At 66.0% G+C, this 21,711-nt stretch carries 19 protein-coding genes; 8 read left to right on the forward strand and 11 right to left on the reverse strand.

The genetic code is table 11. The features are described 5' to 3' along the window. The first annotated feature begins 35 nt into the window (after positions 1-35). Positions 36-938, forward strand: a complete 903-nt coding sequence (gluQRS, locus tag C2862_RS09465; protein ID WP_136219875.1) for a tRNA glutamyl-Q(34) synthetase GluQRS — start codon at positions 36-38, stop codon at positions 936-938. On the opposite strand, the gene C2862_RS09470 is transcribed toward gluQRS, so the two are convergent. Continuing rightward, complete coding sequence (locus C2862_RS09470) at positions 935-1,513, reverse strand: CHRD domain-containing protein (protein ID WP_136219876.1); 579 nt, start codon at positions 1,511-1,513, stop codon at positions 935-937. The two genes, gluQRS and C2862_RS09470, sit on opposite strands and share 4 nt — an antisense overlap. Before the next feature lie 202 nt (positions 1,514-1,715). Continuing rightward, positions 1,716-2,177 carry a DUF421 domain-containing protein gene (locus C2862_RS09475; RefSeq protein ID WP_136219877.1) on the reverse strand — a complete coding sequence of 154 codons (462 nt, stop codon included), beginning with the start codon at positions 2,175-2,177 and terminating at the stop codon, positions 1,716-1,718. 145 nt (positions 2,178-2,322) lie between these two features. Here C2862_RS09475 and C2862_RS09480 point away from each other — a divergent pair, with 145 nt between their 5' ends. Further along, on the forward strand, positions 2,323-3,567 hold the full coding sequence (locus C2862_RS09480) for a b-glycosidase (protein ID WP_168710034.1): 1,245 nt from the start codon (positions 2,323-2,325) through the stop codon (positions 3,565-3,567). An 18-nt stretch (positions 3,568-3,585) separates the two neighbouring features. Here the strand turns inward: C2862_RS09480 and C2862_RS25495 are convergent, their stop codons facing one another. The 3 genes from C2862_RS25495 to C2862_RS09495 form a co-directional block, all read right to left on the reverse strand. Continuing rightward, complete coding sequence (locus C2862_RS25495; RefSeq protein ID WP_210735937.1) at positions 3,586-4,014, reverse strand: hypothetical protein; 429 nt, start codon at positions 4,012-4,014, stop codon at positions 3,586-3,588. A gap of 80 nt (positions 4,015-4,094) precedes the next feature. Further along, complete coding sequence (locus C2862_RS09490; protein WP_136219879.1) at positions 4,095-4,760, reverse strand: response regulator; 666 nt, start codon at positions 4,758-4,760, stop codon at positions 4,095-4,097. Further along, positions 4,757-6,301, reverse strand: coding sequence for an ATP-binding protein (locus tag C2862_RS09495; protein ID WP_168710035.1), 1,545 nt, complete (start codon positions 6,299-6,301; stop codon positions 4,757-4,759). Before C2862_RS09495 ends, C2862_RS09490 begins: the two co-directional genes overlap by 4 nt. Positions 6,302-6,497: 196 nt before the next feature. Here C2862_RS09495 and C2862_RS09505 point away from each other — a divergent pair, with 196 nt between their 5' ends. Beyond that, positions 6,498-7,058: a PEP-CTERM sorting domain-containing protein gene (locus C2862_RS09505; RefSeq protein ID WP_136219882.1), complete on the forward strand. Its 561-nt coding sequence runs from the start codon at positions 6,498-6,500 to the stop codon at positions 7,056-7,058. A 70-nt stretch (positions 7,059-7,128) separates the two neighbouring features. Here C2862_RS09505 and C2862_RS09510 read toward each other — a convergent pair whose 3' ends face one another. From C2862_RS09510 to C2862_RS09535, 6 genes are all read right to left on the reverse strand, one after another. Next, positions 7,129-9,435: a catecholate siderophore receptor Fiu gene (locus C2862_RS09510; protein WP_136219883.1), complete on the reverse strand. Its 2,307-nt coding sequence runs from the start codon at positions 9,433-9,435 to the stop codon at positions 7,129-7,131. 280 nt (positions 9,436-9,715) lie between these two features. Further along, positions 9,716-11,053, reverse strand: coding sequence for a sulfite reductase subunit alpha (locus C2862_RS09515; protein ID WP_136219884.1), 1,338 nt, complete (start codon positions 11,051-11,053; stop codon positions 9,716-9,718). Then, positions 11,050-12,051: an FAD:protein FMN transferase gene (locus tag C2862_RS09520; RefSeq protein ID WP_229467359.1), complete on the reverse strand. Its 1,002-nt coding sequence runs from the start codon at positions 12,049-12,051 to the stop codon at positions 11,050-11,052. Before C2862_RS09520 ends, C2862_RS09515 begins: the two co-directional genes overlap by 4 nt. Before the next feature lie 8 nt (positions 12,052-12,059). Beyond that, positions 12,060-12,887 carry a DUF4198 domain-containing protein gene (locus C2862_RS09525; protein WP_136219885.1) on the reverse strand — a complete coding sequence of 276 codons (828 nt, stop codon included), beginning with the start codon at positions 12,885-12,887 and terminating at the stop codon, positions 12,060-12,062. Between the two features lie 11 nt (positions 12,888-12,898). Continuing rightward, positions 12,899-13,411, reverse strand: coding sequence for a DUF2271 domain-containing protein (locus C2862_RS09530; RefSeq protein ID WP_136219886.1), 513 nt, complete (start codon positions 13,409-13,411; stop codon positions 12,899-12,901). A gap of 32 nt (positions 13,412-13,443) precedes the next feature. Beyond that, positions 13,444-14,112: a PepSY-associated TM helix domain-containing protein gene (locus C2862_RS09535; protein WP_136219887.1), complete on the reverse strand. Its 669-nt coding sequence runs from the start codon at positions 14,110-14,112 to the stop codon at positions 13,444-13,446. A 293-nt stretch (positions 14,113-14,405) separates the two neighbouring features. On the opposite strand from C2862_RS09535, the gene C2862_RS09540 reads away from it, so the two are divergent. The 5 genes from C2862_RS09540 (at position 14,406) to zapE (ending at position 21,711) form a co-directional block, all read left to right on the forward strand. Next, a complete protein-coding gene (locus C2862_RS09540; RefSeq protein ID WP_136219888.1) occupies positions 14,406-17,270 on the forward strand; it encodes a 2-oxoglutarate dehydrogenase E1 component in 2,865 nt (954 codons plus the stop codon). A gap of 76 nt (positions 17,271-17,346) precedes the next feature. Then, on the forward strand, positions 17,347-18,609 hold the full coding sequence (gene odhB / locus C2862_RS09545) for a 2-oxoglutarate dehydrogenase complex dihydrolipoyllysine-residue succinyltransferase (RefSeq protein WP_136219889.1): 1,263 nt from the start codon (positions 17,347-17,349) through the stop codon (positions 18,607-18,609). Between the two features lie 66 nt (positions 18,610-18,675). After that, positions 18,676-19,029 (forward strand): PspC domain-containing protein, encoded by a 354-nt coding sequence (locus C2862_RS09550; protein ID WP_136219890.1) that lies wholly within the window; start codon positions 18,676-18,678, stop codon positions 19,027-19,029. Positions 19,030-19,044: 15 nt separating this feature from the next. After that, positions 19,045-20,478: a dihydrolipoyl dehydrogenase gene (lpdA, locus tag C2862_RS09555; protein WP_136219891.1), complete on the forward strand. Its 1,434-nt coding sequence runs from the start codon at positions 19,045-19,047 to the stop codon at positions 20,476-20,478. 135 nt (positions 20,479-20,613) lie between these two features. Then, a complete protein-coding gene (gene zapE, locus C2862_RS09560) occupies positions 20,614-21,711 on the forward strand; it encodes a cell division protein ZapE (RefSeq protein WP_136219892.1) in 1,098 nt (365 codons plus the stop codon).

The raw sequence follows: 21,711 nt of genomic DNA on the forward strand, positions 1-21,711 counted from the left end.
ATGGTGTTGCCCCTATTAAGTCTTCTCTTGGCAACGTGAGCAACATCTACATCGGCCGCTTCGCCCCATCGCCCACCGGCCCGCTGCACGCCGGCTCGCTGGTTGCGGCCGTCGCCAGCTACCTCGATGCCCGCGCCCACCACGGCGAGTGGCTGATCCGCATCGAGGACATCGACGAAGGCCGCAGCGTGCCTGGTGCCGACATGGCGATCCTGGCGCTGCTCGACTCGCTCGGCATGCGTTCGGACCGCGAAGTCGTCTGGCAGAGCCGGCGCAAGGATGTATACGCCGCTGCCGCCGAGCGGCTCGGCGCGCACGCCTACCCCTGCGGCTGCAACCGCCGCGAAATCCTCGACTCGCGCCTCGGCGTCGCGCCCGACGGCGCTGCCATCTATCCCGGCACCTGCCGCCACGGCCTGGCCTCCGGGCGCAGCATGCGCAGCCTGCGCCTGCGCGTGCCGGACGCGCCCGACGATGCCATTACTTTTATCGACCGCTTCGCCGGCCCGACGACCCAGCACCTGGCCAGCGAATCCGGCGACTTCGTCCTGAAGCGCGCCGACGGTTACTGGGCCTATCAGCTGGCGGTGGTGGTCGACGATGCCGACCAGGGCGTCACCGACATCGTGCGCGGCTTTGATCTGATCGACTCGACCGCGCGCCAGATCTACCTGCAGCGCTTGTTGGGTGTGCCGACGCCGCGCTACCTGCACGTGCCGGTGGTGCGCAACGCCAGCGGCGAGAAGCTGTCCAAGCAGACCGGCGCATTGGCCGTGCTGCCGGGCGACGAAGCGGCGGCCATCGATGCCCTGATGGACGCCGCACGCTTCCTCGGGTTGCTGTTCGAGCGGCCGGCAGCGCTTGCCGGCTTCTGGGAGCGCGCCATTCCCGCCTGGTCGGCGCTGCTGGCCAAACGGGAAGTGCGCGCCGCCGTTTAAGCACGCCGCCGGCGTTTGAGCATCCCCAGCCCCGCCAGTCCCATCCCCAGCATGCCCCAGGTCGCCGGTTCCGGAATCGGCGCCGCCACCATGAAGCCGCGGATTTCGCCTGCCGGGAACTGGCTCGTGTGGATGTTCAGATAGGCCTCGTTGGCATTGATGGCATCGATCAGCGCCGTGCTGGCCGAGGCCGGCGTGCCGCCGAAAGCCGCCAGGAAGGCCGGGTCGTAGACCGCCGCATCGGTCAGGTCGAAGGCGTGCGTGTAGGTGCCGGCCGTGACCCCGAGCGGAAAGTCGACGAAGGGGATCGCGATCTGCGCCGTGCCGGTGAAGGCGGCCGTGGTGCAGCAGTGGATGTGCGCCATGGTGGTGCCCGCCAGCAGGTCACGGAAGGGCACTTCGGCACGCAGCACGCTGCCGTCGATTTCAAAGGCGGCTACGCTCGAGCCCGGCGAACCGTTCGGCGGGCTCTCGCCCGGGCCGCTGGCGACGGCCCGGATCGTGGTCTGGGCCAGGGCGCCGGACGCGCACAGCGTCGCGGCGGCCAAGGCCAGGATGGACAAGCTCTGTTTCATGGCAGACCTCCTGATCAGGAAAGAATCCAGGCGCCACGACGTGGCGCTGCCAAAAAAATTAGCACTTACGCGGCAGGCGTCGCACACAATACGGATGGGCAGGAGCCGCTGAGCAATAAACTCAGAGCGAGTGAACGACAGGGTAGATATGATACGAATTTCGATGGCTACTCATCAAAACTGAATCATATTTGAGGGTGGCTTACTTTTTCGTCTGGATCGTGATCTCGCCATCGGCTTCGAGAAAGGCGCACTGCATGTCCTCACGTTTGCAGTCGGCCGAGCGCAGCGCCTGGTCCAGGTCTTCCTCGGTGATGCGGCAGTGTCGCACGACCTTGTCGAAGAACTGGCCGTCGCGTCCGATCAGCACAGCCGTGCCGTCGAGCATCACCGAGGCGCGCTTGCTGTAGGCCGAGAGCATGGCCACGCCGGTGTTCAGGGCGATCAGGGTGGCGGCAATGATCAGGCCGCCGCTGAGCGAATCGTCGCCACCGGAGAGGGAATTCGAGACCGCTTCCGACAGCAGCATCACCACCAGCAGGTCGAAAGGCGTGAACTGGCCGACCGTGCGCCGTCCGGAAAGGCGCACCATCGCCAGCAGCGCCAGGTAGACGACTGCCCCGCGCACAATGAATTCCCACCACGCCAGATCCATATCGAACATGCCTGCCCCGATCTCTTGAAAGCTGATGAGCGGATTCTAATCATTTTGCTAACAGAGGGCCGTTCGCTATGCCGCTCTTTCTAACAAACACAGGCATATTCGCGACCGGTGTATGCTCGCCCCGATACCTTGAAAAGGAGAGCGCATGGCTAGGCATCCTGGCATCTTTCCCACCTTCTTCCTGTCCGGCTTCGAATGCTCGAACTTCGTCTGGAAGGACAAGGTGCGGCGCAACCTGGTCGCGGAAACCGGGCACGACCGCCACGTGGCCGAGGACTACCGGATCCTGAACAGCCTCGGCATCGCGGTCGCGCGCGAAGGCATCCCCTGGCCGCTCGCGGACCGGGAAGGGCAATACGACTTCTCGATGCTCGACCCCTATATCGAGGCCATGAACGCCTCGAAGGTCAGCCCGATCTGGGACCTCTGCCACTATGGCTACCCGGACGACCTCGATCCCTACTCGGACGCCTTCGTCGCACGCTTCGCCGCCTATTGCCGCGCCGCCGCCGAATACGTGATCCCCAAGCTGCGCGACCCCCACTTCTTCACGCCCATCAACGAGATCACCTTCTTTTCCTTCTGCGCCGGCGAATGGGCCTGGGCCGCACCCTACCGCTGCAGCAAGGAAGACCGCCTGCGCCTGCGGCTGTCGCTGTGCCGCGCCGCGATCGCGGGCGTAAAGGCGATCCGCGAAGTCGATCCCGAGGCGCGCATGGTGCACATCGATCCGCTGGTGCGGGTGGTGGCGCCGCGCGACCGTCCCGACCAGGTCGAAGCCGCGCGCCACGAGACCGAAGTCGACACCTTTCTCGCCTGGGACATCATCAGCGGACGCGAATATCCGGAATTGGGCGGCTCGCCCGAGATCCTCGACATCGTCGGCGCCAACAACTACGCCTTCGGCCAGATGGAATACCGCGAGCACGGCCCGCACGCGGCGCTGCCGCCCGGCGACGACCGCATCGCGCCCCTGTGCGACATGCTGCGCACGGTGTGGGAACGCTACCGCCGCCCGATGATCATCGGCGAGACCAGCGGTTTCGGCCATGGCCGCGCCGAATGGCTGCGCGACGTGATGGGCGAGTCGCTGGCGGCGGTGCGGCTCGGCATGGACCTGCAGGGCATCTGCCTGTTCCCCGCGGTCGACATGCCGGACTGGCATACGGGCGAATGGCTGCACAACGGCATCTGCGACCTGGTCGAGGCCGACGGCGACCTGCGGCGGGTGCCGGACCAGGGCTATGTCGACGAGCTGCGGCGCTGGCAGAAGGAGCTGAACCGGGTCACCAGCCTGGACGAAGACCCCTACAGCGACCCGGTGGAATTGCAGGACGTCGTCGATGCGGCGCACCGGCTGAATATGCAACCGGATAAAGATTGGAAATGAGGGACTGGCACCAAGGGCTCAGTCGTCCTTCCTGTAGCTGCGCAGCTGGAACACCATGCGGCCGTCGACCCGTTCGCACAGGCCGCGCATGGTTTCGCCCGGCCCGATAATCCAGGTCAGCTTGCTGCCATTGGCCTTGGTCGCGCAGGCGGCGTGGGCCGCATCCGGGATGTCCGGCAGCGCCGGCGGAGGCGGCGGGGCGGGGATGGCGGGCGGTGCAGGTGGGGCTGGCGGCGCGGGCGGGGCGGGCATGGCCATGTCGCCGGGCGCCATCGGTGGCGCAGGCGGAGCAGGAGGCGCAGGCGGGGCGGGCGCCGCAGGTGGGGCAGGAGGGGCCGGCTGGATGCAGGCGCCGCTCTTCGCTGGCTTGCAGTCGATGCGGACGGCGGCCTGGCTGCTGCCGGCGGCCAGCAGCAGGGCAATCAGTATGAAGGGACGTGGGACCATGTTGTTCTCCTTGCGTTGCGGCGCACGACGGTGGCGCCATAAAGCCATCATGCGCCGCAAATATGGAGACAAAATGGAGTTCAGAGATCGAAGCGGTATCCGAGCCCATAGATCGATCGGATCGGCTCGAATCCCGGCGCGGCGGCATCGAGCTTGCGGCGCAGGTTCTTGATGTGGCTGTCGATGGCGCGGTCGGTGACATCCAGGCTGTCCTGGCCCGCCAGTTCGAGCAGGCGGGCGCGCGAAAACACCTGGCCCGGGCGTGCGGCGAGCGCCGCCAGCAGGTCGAATTCGGTGCGCGTCAGGTCGAGTACCCGTCCATGCACGCTGGCGCGGCGCGCCGCCGTGTCGAGTGACAGCGGCGTGGCGGGCGCACCGCTGCGGCGCAGGATGGCCTTGATGCGCGCCACCAGTTCGCGCGGGCTGAAGGGCTTGCAGAGGTAGTCGTCGGCGCCCAGCTCCAGGCCCAGCAGGCGGTCGATTTCCTCGACTTTGGCCGTCACCATCACGATCGGCACTTCGGAAAAAGCGCGCACTTCCCGGCACAGCGCCAGGCCGTCCAGGCCGGGCAGCATCAGGTCGAGCACGACCAGGGCCGGCAGCCTGGTGCGGATCGCGGCCAGTGCCTCCGCGCCGTCGTGGAAGACCGCCGGAATGAAACCGGCGGCGCGCACGTAGTCGGCGACCAGCTGCGCCAGCTCCGGTTCGTCCTCAACGATATAAATAGTATTCAAGCGCGTATTCATCTTGCGAGTTCCATCGTCAGCGTGACGCGCAGGCCGCCCAGCGGCGAGTGCGCAAAACGCAGTTGTCCGTCCTGCGCCTCGGCCAGGCGCAGGCATAGCGCCAGTCCCAGTCCGGCGCCGCCTCCGGCCCGGCTGCGCGAGGCATCGACGCGGTAGAAGCGTTCGCCGAGACGCGCCAGCGCCGCGTCGGGCACGCCCGGTGCGCTGTTGTCGATCGTGAGTGCCAGCGCAGCGCCATCGACCTGCGCCGACAAGGCCACCCGGCCGGGCGCGCTCGTATAGCGCAGGCAGTTCTCGAACAGGTTGCGCAGCACCTGGCGCATGCGGTCGGGGTCGGCCAGCACCGTGCTGCGCGGCGGTGCGTCTGCGCATTCCAGCACCAGGCCAGCCGCCTGAAAACGTTCGGCGAAGGCCTGCGCTTCTTCGCGCGCCAGCTGCCACAGCGCCAACGGCTCGCGCCGGCAGTCGAGGGCGCCCACATCGGCGCGCGCCAGCGCATACAGTTCGTCGATCAGCTTCGACAGCGCCAGCACCTGGCGCAGCATGGCCGCCACGTGCTCAGGATCGGCGCTGCGCACGCCATCCTGCAGCGCTTCCAGCTGGGCGCGCAGCACGGCCAGCGGCGTGCGCAGCTCGTGCGAGGTGTCGGCCACCCACTGGCGGCGCGCCTGCTCGGCGCCTTCAAGCCGGGCAGCCAGCATGTTGAAGTGGCCCGCCAGTTCGCCCAGTTCGTCGCTACGTTCGTCTGGCAGGCGCGTCTCGAAGCGTCCCTCGGCGAGCGCGCGGGCACCGTTCGCCAGGCGTCCGATCGGGCGCCGGAAGTGGCTAGCCAGCAGGCTGGCGGCGAGGGCACTCAGGATCACGCCGGCGGCCGCGATCGGCCACAGGCTCGCTTTCAGCTGATCGAGGAAGGCATAGGCCAGCGCGTCGGTCGGGCGCGTGGTGCGCGCCACCGCCAGGAAGCCGACCGTGCGGCCGTCAAGCAGGATCGGGCGCCGTGCCGGCGGCAGGCTGCCTGGCGGGCGGCCGGCGAGCAGCTTGCCGTTTGCGTCGAGCAGGGTGATGCGTGATTGCAGGGGGGACCCGTCGTCCGCATCAGGTGCCTCCTGCAGCGCAGGCGGGGGCAGTGGCGGCAACGGCGCCGCCGGTGGGGCAGGAGGAGCCGGTGGCGCGGGCGCAGCAACAGGGCTGACGGGCGCAGCAGGAGCGGCCGGAGCAGCCGGAGCGACAAGCTCGGCTGCGGGCGGCGCCGGCGGCACGGCAAGCACGCGCGCTGCGCGCTCGTCCTGCAGCCGCGCCAGTTCGCGGGCGATCCAGTCGCGCTGCCCGCTGGCCGGCACGAAGCGCCAGTCGCCATGCTGCGCGTAGCGGCGCGCCAGTTCGTTCGACAGCTCTTCCAGGCGGTCCAGTTCGATCTGGACGGCGTAGTCGCCGAAGCTTTCCAGCACGTTCTGGCGCAGCAGATAGACCGCGCTTGCCGTTACCGCGAGGATGGACAGCAGGACCGAGGCAAACAGGCGCAGGCCGATCGAAATTTTCAAGAGATGCCGGGCAGGGTTGGGGGCTGCCCATTCTAGACCAGGTGGTGCCGCAGGTCATCAACGCGGGGCGAGAAGTGGTGATGCTGAGTGCGCTAATGCAAAAACGCTGAGTTCCAATTGATGTGTATCAAACGCTAACTCAGCAAATCATTGAGATTGGATAACTCCTGCTGACTAATCAGATCAAGGAGAAATCATGAACGTTCGAATGTACCTTGCCGCCGCCGTCGCGGCACTCGCCTGCTGCCCCATGACGGGAGCGCAGGCGCAGGACTTGACCGGATCGACGGTCAAGCTGGCGGCCTATTGCTGCACCATGCCGACCGAGGAGGACCGGGCCACGGCCTTGCTCACTGCAGTGGTCGGACCGGGGGTCGAGTTCCCGGAAGGCAGTCTCGTGTCCCGGATCCCGGGTCTCGATCCGGTTCCGGTGACGATCGACGTCGGCGCCTCGACGATCGACATCGATTATGCGTCGGGAGGCGTCACGGCGCCTGGAGGCTTCAACGGCTTCGTGTTTTCCTTCACGGGCGCCCCTGCCATCGCCGGTGTGTCGGTCGATCCCTCGAGTACCTATACGCCGGTGGTGAGCTTCGAAGGGAACAGCATCTTCGTCAACGAAGCCGGCCTGACCCTGACCGCGGACTCGCGCGCGCTCATCAACGTCACGCCGGTTCCCGAGCCGGAAATCTACGCGATGATGCTGGGCGGCCTGGGCCTGGTGTCGGCGCTGGCCTCGCGGCGCCGGCACAAATAGACGCAAAAAAAACGCCCTGCGCCGCGAGGCGCGAGGGCGTCGAATCCCCGAGAGGAGAGGGGGGGTGAACTTAGAAGCGCAGGTTCGCCGTCAGGCTGGCAGCGCGCGGCGTGCCTGGCGTGTAGCGATAGCCGCTCTTGTTGATGCTGGCGACGTAGCGCTCGTCGCCCAGGTTGTACACGTTCAGGCGGATGTCCAGGTTGCGGTTGACCGCGTACGAGGCCATGGCGTCAACCACCCAGTAGGAATCGGCATAGGCCGGGGTGCCGACGGCGCCGTCGGTACCGCGCAGCAGGCGGCCCGCATAGCGCGCGCCGCCGCCGACTTTCAGGCCGAAGGGCAGGTCGTACGAGGTCCACAGCGTGAAGGCGCTCTTCGGCGTGTAGGTCAGGGCGTTCTCGCCGCCGGCCGTAATGACCTTGCCTGCTTCGACGCTGGTGTCCATGTACAGGTAGCCGGCGCTGACCAGCCAGTTGCGCGCCACTTCGCCGACCACGCCCAGTTCCACGCCCTGGACGCGTTTCTTGCCCGTCTGGTAGTACTTGAGGTCGACCGGGTCCTGCTCGACCTCGTTCTTCACCTCGGTGCGGAACAGGGCGGCCGTCAGCGAGAGCTTTTCCCTGAACAGGTCGACCTTGCCGCCAATCTCGGTGGTGACGGTTTCCTGCGGATCGTAGATCGGGTTCTGCGCGCTGTTCAGGTTACCCGAGACCGTGAAGCTGGCGCCCGGCGGCTGCTTCGAGCTGGCGGCCATCGCGTACACGCTGCTGTTGGCGGTCGGCTTGTACAGCACCGAGAGCTTGCCGTTGACCAGGGTCTCGCCGACCTTGAAGTGGGTCGGCGTGAGGGCCGTGGTGGCGTTGTTGACGATGGTCGCCGCCACCGCCGTGTAGTCGCCGCTGTAGCGGTCCGCACGCAGGCCGCCGCTGAGGATCCACTTGTCGCCGATCTTGATCGTATCGAAGGCGTACAGGCTTTGCGTATCGACCGTGGCGTCGTTGTAGGCGCCGCTGCGCGTTGGCGCAAAGCCGACCAGGGCGGCACCTGGGTCCGGGTGGTACAGGCTGGTGCGGCCGGCCACGCTGACGGTGCCCAGGCTCGCCGGGATGTAGGAGTAGCTGACCTGGCTCTCGCTGGTGAACTCGAGGCCGGTCACCAGCGTGTGCTGCAGCGCGCCGGTGCCGAACTGCGAGGTCAGGGCGGTCTGGTTCGTGATGATCTTGTTCGACTGGTCCTTGATGGTGCGGGTGTTGCGCACCAGGGTCCAGGCTTCCGGCGTGCCGAGCGTGTCCGGCGTGGTGCCGATGTTGGCGCTGGTGCCCATGAAGGCGGTCAGCAGGTAGTCCTGGTTCGTGCGGCCGTAGCGCGCGATGTTATGTAGCTTGAAGCCGGGCGCGAAGTCGTGCTCGATGCGCACGGTGGCCATGTCGGCGGTGATCCTGTCGTAGTCGCTGTTCGAGCCGTAGAAGTTCTGCGGATCGACCATCGGTGCGTCGCTGATCTGCGGGCGGGTGCGGTCCGGGCTGGTGTAGCCGGGCAGGCCGATGGTCGGCACGCCGCCGTCGGGAATGTTGTCCTGCTTGACGTGCAAATAGTCCAATACCATGCGCGTCGGGCCGTTCAGGCCGAAGCCCAGGCTCGGGGCGATGGCCCAGCGCTTGTCCTTGACGACGTCGCGCGCCGCATTGCCGGAATCCTGCGCCATCGCGTTCAGGCGCAGGGCGATGCCGCGCTTGTCGTTCAGGACGGTGTTCACATCCGCGGTAAGCCGCTTCTGCTGCGCGCTGCCGATCGTGGCGGAACCGGAGACGGCGTCTTCCAGCATGGCCTTTTTCGTGACCAGGTTGACCGAGCCGGTCGGCGCGCCGCGGCCGTTGTCGGTGCCGGCCGGTCCCTTCACGACGTCGATCTGCTCGAGGTTGAAGACGTCGCGCGAGATCGAACCGACGTCGCGCACGCCGTCCACGAAAATGCTGCCCGAGGTATCGAAGCCGCGCATGAAGATCGCGTCGCCGGTATTCGTGTTGCCGTTCTCGCCGAGGAAGAAGGCGCCGACGCCGGGCGTGTTGCGCAGCGCCTCAGTCAGGGTGAGGGCGCCTTGCTGCTCGATCAGTTCCTTCTTGATGACCTGCACCGACTGCGCCGTGTCGACCAGCTTCTCGGTGTACTTCGGCGAGGAAGCGCGTTCGGCCTTGAAGTCGTTTTCCTGCCGGCCCTTGACCTCGACCTTCGAGACCGGGGCGCTGGCGGCGTCGTCGAAGGCTGGCGGGGCGTCGCTGGCACCGGCGGCCAGTGGCAGCAGCATGGTCGCCAGGGCGGCGCTCATGTGCTGGTGAAAACGGCTGGGGGCGTGCTTGCGGCTTTTGATCGAATGCATGGTCTTCCTGTTTTTCTCTCGTTGGAGGACGCCCGCTCGGGGCGGGCGCTTCTTGTTGAACTGACCAGCATTCTAGAGAGCGTTTCCCGATTTGTAAATGAGAATTGTTATCATTCGCGTTTTTGTTTGGGTAGGGTGGGCATGCCCACGCGTGACGCCTGCATCGTGTTGGCGGGGTTTTTCTTTAAACGAAGCCAACACAGTGCCAAGTTCACGCGTGGGCATGCCCACCCTACGGTGCACTAAAGCCACTGGCATAAAAAAGCCACCGCGTGGTGGCTTAGTAGACGTCGCGCCGGTATCGGCCTTGCGCCGCAAGTTCGTCCAGCGCCTCGGTTCCCAAGGCGTTCACGAGCGCCTCGTGCACCCCAGTCGCCATGCCCTGCAAACTGCCGCAAACGTAGATGGCGGCCCCACGCCCGATCCAGGCACGCAGTTCCTCGGCCTGCTCGGCCAGCACGTGCTGCACATAGCGCGGCTCGGCGCCGTCGCGCGAGAAGGCGGTATCGAGGCGGGACAAACGGCCGGCCTCGACCCAGCGCTCCAGCTCCTCGCGACAGAGGAAATCGACTTGCGCATTGCGCTCGCCGAACACCAGCCAGTTCTCGACTACACCGGCATCGATCCGCGCTTTCAGGTGGGCGCGCAGGCCGGCCAGGCCGGTGCCGTTGCCGATCAAGATCAGCGGACGCGTGGCGTTGCCGCCGAGGCGGAAGCGTGCGTGTTCGCGGATGCGCAGGGCGATGGAATCCAGGCCGGTCGCTTCCTGGCATAGCCAGCCCGAGGCGGCGCCGAGCGTGCCGTCCGCATGCGCTTGTTGCCGCACCAGCAGTTCGATGCGGCCTTCCCCGGGCACCGAGGCGATCGAGTATTCGCGCGGCTGCTCAGGGTCGCGCGGGGCGCTGACCTGCACCAGGTCGCCCGCTTCCCAGGCGGGCAGCGCGCCCTCGGCCGGGATCAGGGCGATCCGGTACAGCGGCGCGCCGGCGCTTCCTGCGTTCAGGAGCGTGCGCTCGAGGATGCGCCACTGGCCGTAGGCCGGCGCTTCCCAATCGGGCAGGTCGCTGGTGCCGGCCAGGTGGCTGAGCTGGTGCTGCCAGGCGCCGATGGCCTCCGGATCGCCCTTGTCGACGTCGATGCGCGCGAACAGGGGCGTGGCGCCGCGCGCGGCGAGCCAGGCGTCGAGCGCGCGGCCGAAGCCGCAGTAGTTGGCGTAGCTGCTGTCGCCCAGGGCCAGCACGCCGTAGTGCAATTGCGCGAGATCGAGGCCGGCGCCCATGGTCACGCCGGCGAAGCGCGCCGCGGTGTCGGGCGAATCGCCTTCGCCGTAGGTACTGGCGATGAAGAGGGCGCGCGTGGCGCTGCCGAGGGTAGCGGCGTCGAGATCGGAGATGCAGAGGGCGCGTGCCGACAGGCCGCCGGTGGCGAGCGTGCTCGCAGTCTGGCGCGCCAGATATTCGGCGTTTCCCGTCTGACTGGCGTAGACGACGAGCCAGTCGGCCTCGCCCGTGGCGGCTTCGCGCCGGGGTTTGCGCAGCATAGCCGCACACAGCCCGCCCCAGGCGGCGATCAGGGCGATGGCGCTGCCCCAGCGCGCGGGATCGATGGTGAGCATCATTGCAGCATGGCCTGGTAAGCAGTGGTGGTGTGTTCTGCGAGACCGCCGGCCGTGCGCAGTAGCAGGCGCGCGGCCAGCTGGCGTTCCTCGGCAAGGGCCAGGCCGGCCTCAGACCCCAGCACGGTGATTGTGGTGGAGAGCGCGTCGGCCGCCATGCAGTGCGGATGCAGCACAGTGCAGGAGGCGATGTCGTTCCCGATCGGGTAGCCCGTGCGCGGGTCCAGCGTATGCGATATGCGCGCGCCGCCGTGTTCGAAGTAACGGCGGTAGTCGCCCGAGGTGGCAATCGCAAGACCGTGCAGGGCAGCGACGGTGGCCGGGCTGTCGAGGCCGGGCACGCCTTCCAGCGTCACCCACCAGGGCTGGCCGTCCGGCTTCATGCCGGCGCCGCGCAGCTCGCCGCCGATCTCGACCAGGTAGTGGCGCACGCCATGCCGTTCCAGGCACCAGGCCAGGCGGTCGACGGCATAGCCTTTCGCCACCGAAGAGAAATCGAGCAGGGCGCCGCCCGGCTGCAGCAGGCGCCTGCCTTCGCGGTCGAAAAGGGGATCGAGTGCCGCGCGCGCGGCCAGCGTGGCCTGCACGCGCTCCGGCGCCGGCGCATAAAAGCCCGGCTGGTTGTAGCGCCGTTCGGGACCGAAGCCCCACAGGTTGACCAGGGCGCCGGCGAAGGGATCGTAGGCGCCGCCGCTGCTCGCCGCCACCTCCAGCGCATAGTCGAGCACCTCGAGGAAACGCGGCGGCAGCGGATGCCAGCTGCCGGCGGGCGCCCGGTTGTAGCGGCCGAGGACGGAATCCGGTTCCCAGTGGCTCATCTCGCGGACGATATTGTCCAGTTCAAGCTGCATCTGCTGCTGGAGAATGCTGCGCACGCCGGGCGGCTGCAGGAAGTGCGCAGACCAGCTCGTTCCCATCGTCGCCCCGGCCGCGTCGACGAGGACGCTGCCGGGCGGCGGTGCTGCGGGATCGATGGCGAGGGGAACGAGAACCTGGCGCAAAGGAGGATTTACTCCGGCAGGGCTTCGAGCGTGGCCGTATAGGCGTAGCGTTTGGTTTCGGCGGGGCCGTTGTCCGGACCCGGACCCTTGCCCGGATTCGGCGGGTAGGCCGCGTTCATCCAGTACATGTTCGCTGCCGGCACTTTAAAGCTGGCTTCGCCTTTCGCGTCGGTGCTCAGGCGGATCTCGTTGGCGACGCCGCGGTAGCGCACGCCGCCCGGAACCAGGCTGAAAGGCAGGTTCGGCAGCGGCTTGCCGTCGAGGAGGAAGCGCACGCGCATTGTTTCGTTGGCGCGCAGGTCGTTCGGATGGGTCAGCGGCACCATCTCGAGGCCGACGTTGGTCGGCTTGAGTGCGCCCTCGCTGGTCTTGTTGGCGGAAACGAAGGTCTCGATGCGCTGGTGGGTGAGCGTCTTGCGCACTTCAGTCGCGCCGGCCGGCACCTGCTTGGCGAAGTCGGCTTCGCTGCCGCGGAAGCGTTTGATTTCGTTGCCGACCTTGTAGCTGCCCATCACGTTGTTGCTGACCAGGGCGATGCGGTAGGTGCCGTCCTGCGGCAGCGGCAGGTCGATCGAGGAGCGCATCTTGCCCATTACCGCAGCCGGGGCCGGCGCGGTGCTGCCGTCCGGCGCGGTGACCGTCACGCCTTCCATGCGCAGCGGCATGTGGTCGACGTCGAACAGGCCTTCCGAGACGGCGCCGTCGATCGTGACCCAGCCCTTGCCTTCGACGATGGTCGAGGTCGGCAGCATCCACGGACGGTGGGCGCTGGCGGCGCCGGCCGTCGCAGCCAGGATCAGGGCCAGGACGCCATGCTTAACGAACGAATTGTGCATGATGTTCTTTCTTATTGGATGTTGAGGGAGACTGCGCCGAGTTCTTCCTTGCCGTTGGCCGTTGCCGCGACCTTGCCCTTGGCAGGCAGGGTGAAGGGCACGCGCACCAGTTCGCGTCCGCCCGCTTCGCGCGCCGCTTCCACCACCAGCTTGTAGTCGCCGGCCGGCAGCTTGTCGATGCCGGTGCGCGCAGGGCCGAAGCTCATCGTGTGGGTGCCGGCGGCGCGGGTCGCACCCGAGACGCCGTCGATCGGCAATTGGGCTTCGCGGCCGGCTTTTCTCCACCAGGTGCGCATGTCCTTCACCCACTTCTCGCCGGCGTTGTCCTTCTTCTTGACGTCGTAGAGCACAGCCAGGGTCGAGGCGACGGCGCCGTCGGCCTTCTCGATCCACATCGCCACGTAGGGCTTGTGGTACTCGGCCACGTTCAGCTGCGGCAGTTCGAACTTCACCGACAGGTCGGCGGCCACGGCGCCGCCCGAGATCAGCGGCAGAGTCAGGGCGAGCGAGGGAGACAGTTTCATGCAATGCCTTCTATATAGTAGAGATGAGCGAATCAATGGACGAAGAGGAGGGCCAGCACGGCCGGCAGCACGATGCCGAAGCCGATCACGGGCCAGGTCGAGGGCCGGTTGGCGGCGTGGATCTTCATGATCAGGAAACCGGTGATGCAGAAGACGAGGCAGGCGATGGCGAAGATGTCGATGAACCAGCTCCACACGGGACCGGTATTGCGGCCCTTGTGCATGTCGTTGAGCCAGGAGATGGCGCCGCGGCTGGTGACTTCGTATTCGGCCTCGCCGTCGAGGTTCACGCGCAGCCAGGCGTCGCCGCCGGGACGGGGCAGGGCGATGTAGGCGTCTTCCTCGCTCCATTCGACGCTGCGGCCGCGCAGGTCGACCGGGAATGCGCCATTTGCCCATTCGGCCAGCGCGGCCGGGACCGGCGCCTCGCCGTCGACGTGCTGTTCGGCATAGCTGCGCAGCGCCGGCAGCAGGGCGGCCGGCACGGAGGCCTTGATCCGGGTGACTTCGGGTTTCGATTCGATCTGCGCCGCGTGGTTCAGGGTGAAGCCGGTGATGCTAAAAAGCAACATTGCGGTCAGGCAGATCGCCGAGCTGATCCAGTGCCACTGATGCAGCGTCTTGAGCCACATCGAACGCCGTGCGCCGGGCAACGCAGTCGGGGCGGCTTCAATCGAACGCGGCGGGTTCTGGACAGACATGCAAGCTTCCTGTTGAGTACACAACGCAAATGATAACTATTATCATTTAGACGGTCAACAAAATTCAGTCCGGCCCTTATGCATTGCATATGTTGCGTTACAATAGCTCCCGCTGTTGCGGAGCGTCAGAAAAATGCTCAGCAATATCATGGGACCGAAGAAACTTCAGTCCCATCTGTCCTTCCCCCCACAACTTGATGTAGTAAGTGCGATCCGCTAACCGGTCAGGCCGTGTCGCGGAAGGTTAGATTAACCCGCCAAACTCGCGAAGCGCGAAGAAAAGGTGAGCAAGAATGAAGCAACAACAATCTGCGAACTCGTACCTGTTCGGCGGTAATGCGCCGTACGTGGAAGAGTTGTACGAAGCCTACCTGAACAATCCTGGTTCGGTGCCGGACAACTGGCGTGCGTATTTCGACAGCATGCAGAACGTCCCGGCGGTCGACGGCAGCGCCCGTCCCGACGTGATCCACTCCTCCGTCATCGCCTCGTTCGCCGAGCGCGCCAAGCAGGGCCCGATCCGCACCGTCAGCGCCAGCGCCGGCGAAGCCGATCCGGAAATGGCACGCAAGCGCGTCGCCGCGACCCAGCTGGTCGCTTCCTACCGCAACCTCGGCTTGCGCTGGGCCAACCTGGACCCGCTGCAGCGCCAGGAACGTCCCCCCATTCCTGAACTCGACCCGTCCTTCTACGGCTTCACCGACGCCGACCTGGACACCAAGTTCAACATCAGCAACACCTATTTCGGCGGCGAGAGCGCATCCCTGCGCGACCTGCTGCAAATGCTGCGTGACACCTACTGCCGCTCGATCGGTGCGGAGTTCATGTACGTCAGCGACCCGACCGAAAAGCGCTGGATCCAGGAGCGCCTCGAGTCGATCCGTTCGACCCCGACCTTCTCGGCAGAGAAGAAGCGCCACATCCTCGAGCGCCTGACGGCCGCCGAAGGCCTGGAACGCTACCTCCACACCAAGTACGTCGGCGCCAAGCGCTTCTCGCTGGAAGGCGGCGAATCCTTCATCGCCTCGATGGACGAAACCATCCAGCGCGCCGGTGAAAAGGGCATCCAGGAAATCGTCATCGGCATGGCCCACCGCGGCCGCCTGAACGTCCTGGTCAACACCCTGGGCAAGGCCCCATCGGAACTGTTCGAGGAATTCGAAGGCAAGCACGCCGACGACCTGCCGTCGGGCGACGTGAAATACCACCAGGGCTTCTCGAGCGACGTCTCGACCCCGGGCGGCCCGGTCCACCTGTCGCTGGCCTTCAACCCGTCGCACCTGGAAATCGTGAACCCGGTCGTCGAAGGTTCGGTCAAGGCGCGCATGGAACGCCGCGGCGACCGCAAGGGCAAGCAAGTGCTGCCGATCCTGGTGCACGGCGACGCCGCGTTCGCCGGCCAGGGCGTGGTCATGGAAACCCTGAACCTGGCGCAGACCCGCGGCTACGGCACGGGCGGCACGGTTCACATCGTCATCAACAACCAGATCGGCTTCACCACCTCCGACCCGCGCGACGCCCGTTCGACGCTGTACTGCTCGGACGTGGTCAAGATGATCGAAGCGCCGGTGCTGCACGTCAATGCGGACGATCCTGAAGCCGTCGTGCTGGCCACGCAGATCGCGATGGACTACCGCGTCGAGTTCGGCAAGGACATCGTCGTCGACATCATCTGCTACCGCAAACTGGGCCACAACGAGCAGGACACGCCTGCGCTGACCCAGCCGCTGATGTACAAGAAGATCGCCAAGCACCCGGGCACCCGCAAGCTGTACGCGGAAAAGCTGGCCACGCAAGGCACGATCGCGGCGGACGAGGGCGACAAGCTGGTCGCCGCCTATCGCGATGCGATGGACGCCGGCAAGCACACCATCGACCCTGTGCTCACCAACTTCAAGAACCAGTTCGCCGTCGACTGGGCGCCGTTCCTGAACAAGAAGTGGACCGACGCCGCCGACACCGCCGTGCCGATGGCCGAACTGAAGCGCCTGGCCGAACGCATCACCAAGGTGCCTGAAGGCTTCAAGCCGCACTCGCTGGTCGAAAAAGTGCTGGCCGACCGCGCCAACATGGGCAAGGGCGAGATGAACCTCGACTGGGGCATGGGCGAACACCTGGCCTACGCTTCGCTGCTGTCCTCGGGCTATGCGATCCGCCTGTCGGGCCAGGACGCCGGCCGCGGCACCTTCGTGCACCGCCACGCCGTGCTGCACGACCAGAACCGCGAGCGCTGGGACCAGGGCATCTACCTGCCGTTGGCCAACGTGTCGGAAAACCAGGCACAGTTCACGGTCATCGACTCGGTACTGTCGGAAGAAGCGGTGCTCGGTTTCGAGTACGGTTACTCGACCGCCGAACCGAACACGCTCACCATCTGGGAAGCCCAGTTCGGCGACTTCGTCAACGGCGCCCAGGTCGTGATCGACCAGTTCATCGCTTCGGGCGAAGTGAAGTGGGGCCGCGCCTCGGGCCTGGTGATGATGCTCCCGCACGGCTACGAAGGCCAGGGTCCGGAGCACTCGTCGGCACGTATCGAGCGCTTCCTGCAGCTGTGCGCGGACAACAACATGCAAGTGGTCCAGCCGACCACCGCCGCGCAGATCTTCCACCTGCTGCGCCGCCAGATGGTGCGCCAGTTCCGCAAGCCGCTGGTGATCTTCACGCCGAAGTCGCTGCTGCGTAACAAGGATGCCGGTTCGCCGCTGACCGACCTGGCCAAGGGCGGTTTCCAAACCGTCATCGGCGAGACCGACGACAAGATCGACGCGGCCAAGGTCAAGCGCGTGATCGTCTGCTCGGGCAAGGTCTACTACGACCTGGTCGGCGCCCGCAAGACGCGCGGCGTGAGCGACGTGGCGATCATCCGCATGGAACAGATGTACCCGTTCCCGCACAAGTCGTTCGCCGCCGAACTGAAGAAGTTCAGCAACGCGACCGAAGTGGTGTGGGCACAGGACGAGCCGCAAAACCAGGGCCCGTGGTTCCAGATCCAGCACAACATTTTCGAAAACATGGACGAAGGTCAGCGCCTGGCATACGCCGGTCGTCCGGCCTCGGCGGCTCCGGCCGTCGGCTACTCGGACAAGCACGTGGCGCAGCAGAAGGAACTGCTCGACACGGCGTTCTCGAAGCTCAAGGGTTTCATCCTGACCAAATAATCGTCCGCGCCCGACCAGCCCATGAGGCCGGCCGGGCGTTTTTCGAAGATCACAGAATAATTTAACGGAGTTTTACATGGCACAAATCGAAGTCAAGGTCCCGCAACTGTCGGAATCCGTCGCCGAAGCGACCCTGCTGTCCTGGCACAAGAAGGTCGGCGAGCCGGTCGAGCGCGACGAGAACATGATCGACATCGAAACCGACAAGGTCGTCCTTGAACTGCCGGCCCCGGGCGCAGGCGTGATCGTGCAGCTGCTGAAGGCCGACGGCGCGACCGTCGTCGCCGGCGAAATCATCGCCATCATCGACACCGAAGCCTCGGCCCAGACCAGCCCGCTGGAAGTGAAGGCCGTGCCGTCGGCAGCCCCGAATGCGCCGATCGCCGCCGCTCCTGCCGCAGCGCCAGCCGCCACCGGCGGCTCGCACTCGGGCGTGGCCATGCCGGCCGCCGCCAAGATCCTGGCCGACGCCAACATGAGCGCCGCCGGCATCGACGGCTCGGGCCGTGACGGCCGCGTGACCAAGGGCGACGCCCTGGCCGCTGTCGCCAACAAGCCTGCGCAGGCGCCGGCTGCCGCTCCAGCGGCTGCCAAGCCAGCGCTGCAACAGGTCGCCGCACCGGTCGCGCAACTGGGCGACCGTCCGGAAGAGCGCGTGCCGATGAGCCGCCTGCGCGCCCGTATCGCCGAGCGCCTGCTGCAATCGCAGTCGACCAACGCCATCCTGACGACCTTCAACGAAGTCAACATGGCACCGGTCATGGACCTGCGCGCCAAGTACAAGGACAAGTTCGAGAAAGAGCATGGTGTCAAGCTGGGCTTCATGTCCTTCTTCGTCAAGGCCGCTGTCGCCGCACTGAAGAAGTACCCGATCCTGAACGCCTCGGTCGACGGTAACGACATCGTCTACCACGGCTACTTCGACATCGGTATCGCCGTCGGTTCGCCGCGCGGCCTGGTGGTGCCGATCCTGCGCAACGCCGACCAGATGTCGATCGCCGAGATCGAGAAGAAGATCGGCGAATTCGGCGCCAAGGCGAAGGAAGGCAAGCTGACCCTGGAAGACCTGTCGGGCGGTACCTTCTCGATCTCGAATGGCGGCACCTTCGGCTCGATGCTGTCGACCCCGATCATCAACCCGCCGCAGTCGGCCATCCTGGGCGTGCACGCAACGAAAGACCGCGCTGTCGTCGAAAACGGCCAGATCGTCATCCGTCCGATGAACTACCTGGCGATGTCGTACGACCACCGCATCATCGACGGCCGCGAAGCCGTGCTGGGCCTGGTGGCGATGAAGGACGCGCTGGAAGATCCGGCCCGCCTGCTGCTGGACCTGTAATTCCATGAAGTAGAGCGGACACGGCGCATGGTATGCGCCTGTTCGCTCCAACCTGAGGGGAACACCATGATCTCCGATGAAATCCGGCGTTTGCACGAACTGCACCAGGCCGGCGCACTGACCGACGCCGAGTTCGAACAGGCGAAAGCGAAGGTGCTCGCCGGCGAGCGCGTCAACCTGAGCAAGAACGGCGGCTCGGCCGGCTACAACACCGGCGCCAGCGGCTTCGAGACGCAATTGCGCGCACTGCGGCGCTCGCGCCGCGACCGCTGGCTGGGCGGCGTATGTGGCGGCCTGAACGGCGTCATGGGCATCGAGACCTGGGTCTGGCGCCTGGTCTTCCTGCTGTTCACCCTCATCACCTCCGGATTCGGCGCACTGGTCTACCTGCTGATGTGGATCTTTGTCCCAGAAGAATAAATAAGGAAGCTATTCATGAGTAACGAGAAACAATTCGACGTCGTCGTCATCGGCGGCGGTCCTGGCGGCTATATCGCGGCGATCCGCGCAGCCCAGCTCGGCTTCAAGACGGCCTGTATCGACGAGTGGAGCAACGCTGCTGGCAAGCCTGCCCCGGGCGGCACCTGCACCAACGTCGGCTGCATCCCGTCGAAAGCGCTGCTGCAATCGTCGGAGCACTTCGAGCATGCCGGCCACGCCTTCGCCGAGCACGGCATCAACGTCGCCGGCCTGGAACTGAACCTGCCGCAGATGCTCAAGCGTAAGGACACCATCGTCAAGCAGAACAACGACGGCATCCTGTTCCTGTTCAAGAAGAACAAGGTCTCCTTCTTCCACGGCCGCGGTTCCTTCGCCGGCAAGGCCGAAGGCGGCTACACCATCAATGTCAGCGGCCCGACCACCGAGACCCTGACCGCCAAGAACGTCGTCGTCGCGACCGGCTCGAACGCACGCCAGCTGCCGGGCGCTGAATTCGACGAGAAGCTGATCCTGTCGAACACCGGCGCACTGGCGATCGACGCCGTGCCGTCGAAGCTGGGCGTGATCGGCGCCGGCGTCATCGGCCTGGAAATGGGTTCGGTGTGGCGCCGCGTCGGTGCCGACGTCACCGTGCTGGAAGGCCTGCCGACCTTCCTGGGCGCCGTCGACGAGCAGATCGCCAAGGAAGCCCATAAACTGTTCACCAAGCAGGGACTGAAGATCAGCCTGGGCTGCAAGATCGGCGCGATCACCAAGGGCGAGAACAACGTCACCGTGCAGTACGCCGATTCGACCGGCGCCGAGCAGACCGCGACGTTTGACCGCCTGATCATCTCGATCGGCCGCGTGCCGAACACGATCGGCCTGAACGGCGAATCCGTCGGCCTGCAGCTGGACGAGCGCGGCTTCGTGGTCGTCGACGACGAATGCCGCACCAGCCTGCCGGGCGTGTGGGCAGTCGGCGACGTCGTGCGCGGCCCGATGCTGGCGCACAAGGCCGAGGAAGAGGGCGTTGCGGTCGCCGAGCGTATCGCCGGCCAGCACGGCCACGTCAACTTCAACACGATTCCTTGGGTGATCTACACCTCGCCGGAAATCGCGTGGGTCGGCAAGACCGAGCAGCAGCTGAAGTCCGAAGGCGTGGCCTACAAGGCCGGCACCTTCCCGTTCATGGCCAACGGCCGTGCACGCGCGCTGGGCGACACCTCGGGCATGGTGAAATTCCTGGCCGACGCCACCACCGACGAAATCCTGGGCGTACACATCGTGGGTCCGGTTGCTTCGGAACTGATCTCGGAAGCCGTCGTCGCGATGGAATTCAAGGCCTCGTCGGAAGACATCGCCCGCATCTGCCACGCGCACCCGTCGCTGTCGGAAGCCGTGAAGGAAGCGGCGCTGGCGGTGGACAAGCGTTCGCTGAACTTCTAAAGCAATACCGTAGGGTGGGCGGGTTTCCCGCCCACGCGTTCAAATCACGTCTCCTGGCCCGCTCCGTGGCTTGCATGGGTGCGTTGAACGCGTGGGCGGGGGACCCGCCCACCCTACGTTTTACGATCGCATCAAATGAACGTCCAAGAGTACTACCAGCACGCCCTCACCGAGCGCGGCTTCACCTCCGATCCGGCCCAGCAGGCCGCGGTCGACCGCCTCCAGCAGGCGTACGACGACTGGGTCCATTACAAGGCCCAGCGGTCGTCCGCTTTCAAGCGTCTCATCAACCGTCCCGAGGTGCCGAAGGGCGTCTACATGTGGGGAGGCGTCGGGCGCGGCAAGTCCTTCCTGATGGACTCCTTCTATTCCGTGGTCCCGGTGGTGCGCAAGACGCGCCTGCACTTCCACGAATTCATGCGCGCCGTGCATGGCCAGCTGGATGAACTGAAAGGCGTCGCCGATCCGCTCGACGAAGTGGCGAAACGCATCGCCAAGAAGTATCGCCTGATCTGCTTCGACGAATTCCACGTCTCCGACATCGCCGACGCGATGATCCTGTATAACCTGCTGAGCGCGTTGTTCAACAATGGCGTCAGCTTCGTGATGACCTCGAACTACGAGCCCTCGACGCTGTACCCGGACGGCCTGCACCGCGACCGCATGCTGCCGACCATCGCGCTGCTCAAGGAAAAGCTCGACGTCCTGAATGTCGACGCCGGCAACGACTACCGCAAGCGCGCGCTGGAACAGGTGGAAGCGTATTACACGCCCTTGAACGCTGCTACCGACCACCTGCTCCGCGAAGCCTATGCCAAGGTTGCCGACACGGCCGACGAGAGCCCGATCGTGCACATCGAGAAGCGCGAGATCCGCGCGCTGCGCCATGCCGGCGGCGTGATCTGGTTCGATTTCGCGACGCTGTGCGGCGGGCCGCGCTCGCAGAACGACTACCTGGAATTGGCGACCCGTTTCCACACCGTGATCCTGTCCGGCATCCCGGCCATGTCGGCGGGGCAGTCCTCGGAGGCGCGCCGCTTCACCTGGCTGATCGACGTGTTCTATGACCACAAGGTCAAGCTGATCATGTCGGCCGCGGTCGAACCCGAGGAGCTCTACACGCAAGGTATGCTGGCGAACGAATTCCACCGCACAGTCTCGCGTATCATTGAGATGCAGTCGCGCGAGTACATGCTCGCCGAACGGCGCGGCGCGGCCGACGCCATCGCCTGA

This window comes from Massilia sp. Mn16-1_5 (genome assembly GCF_004798585.1).
Lineage (GTDB): Bacteria > Pseudomonadota > Gammaproteobacteria > Burkholderiales > Burkholderiaceae_D > Telluria.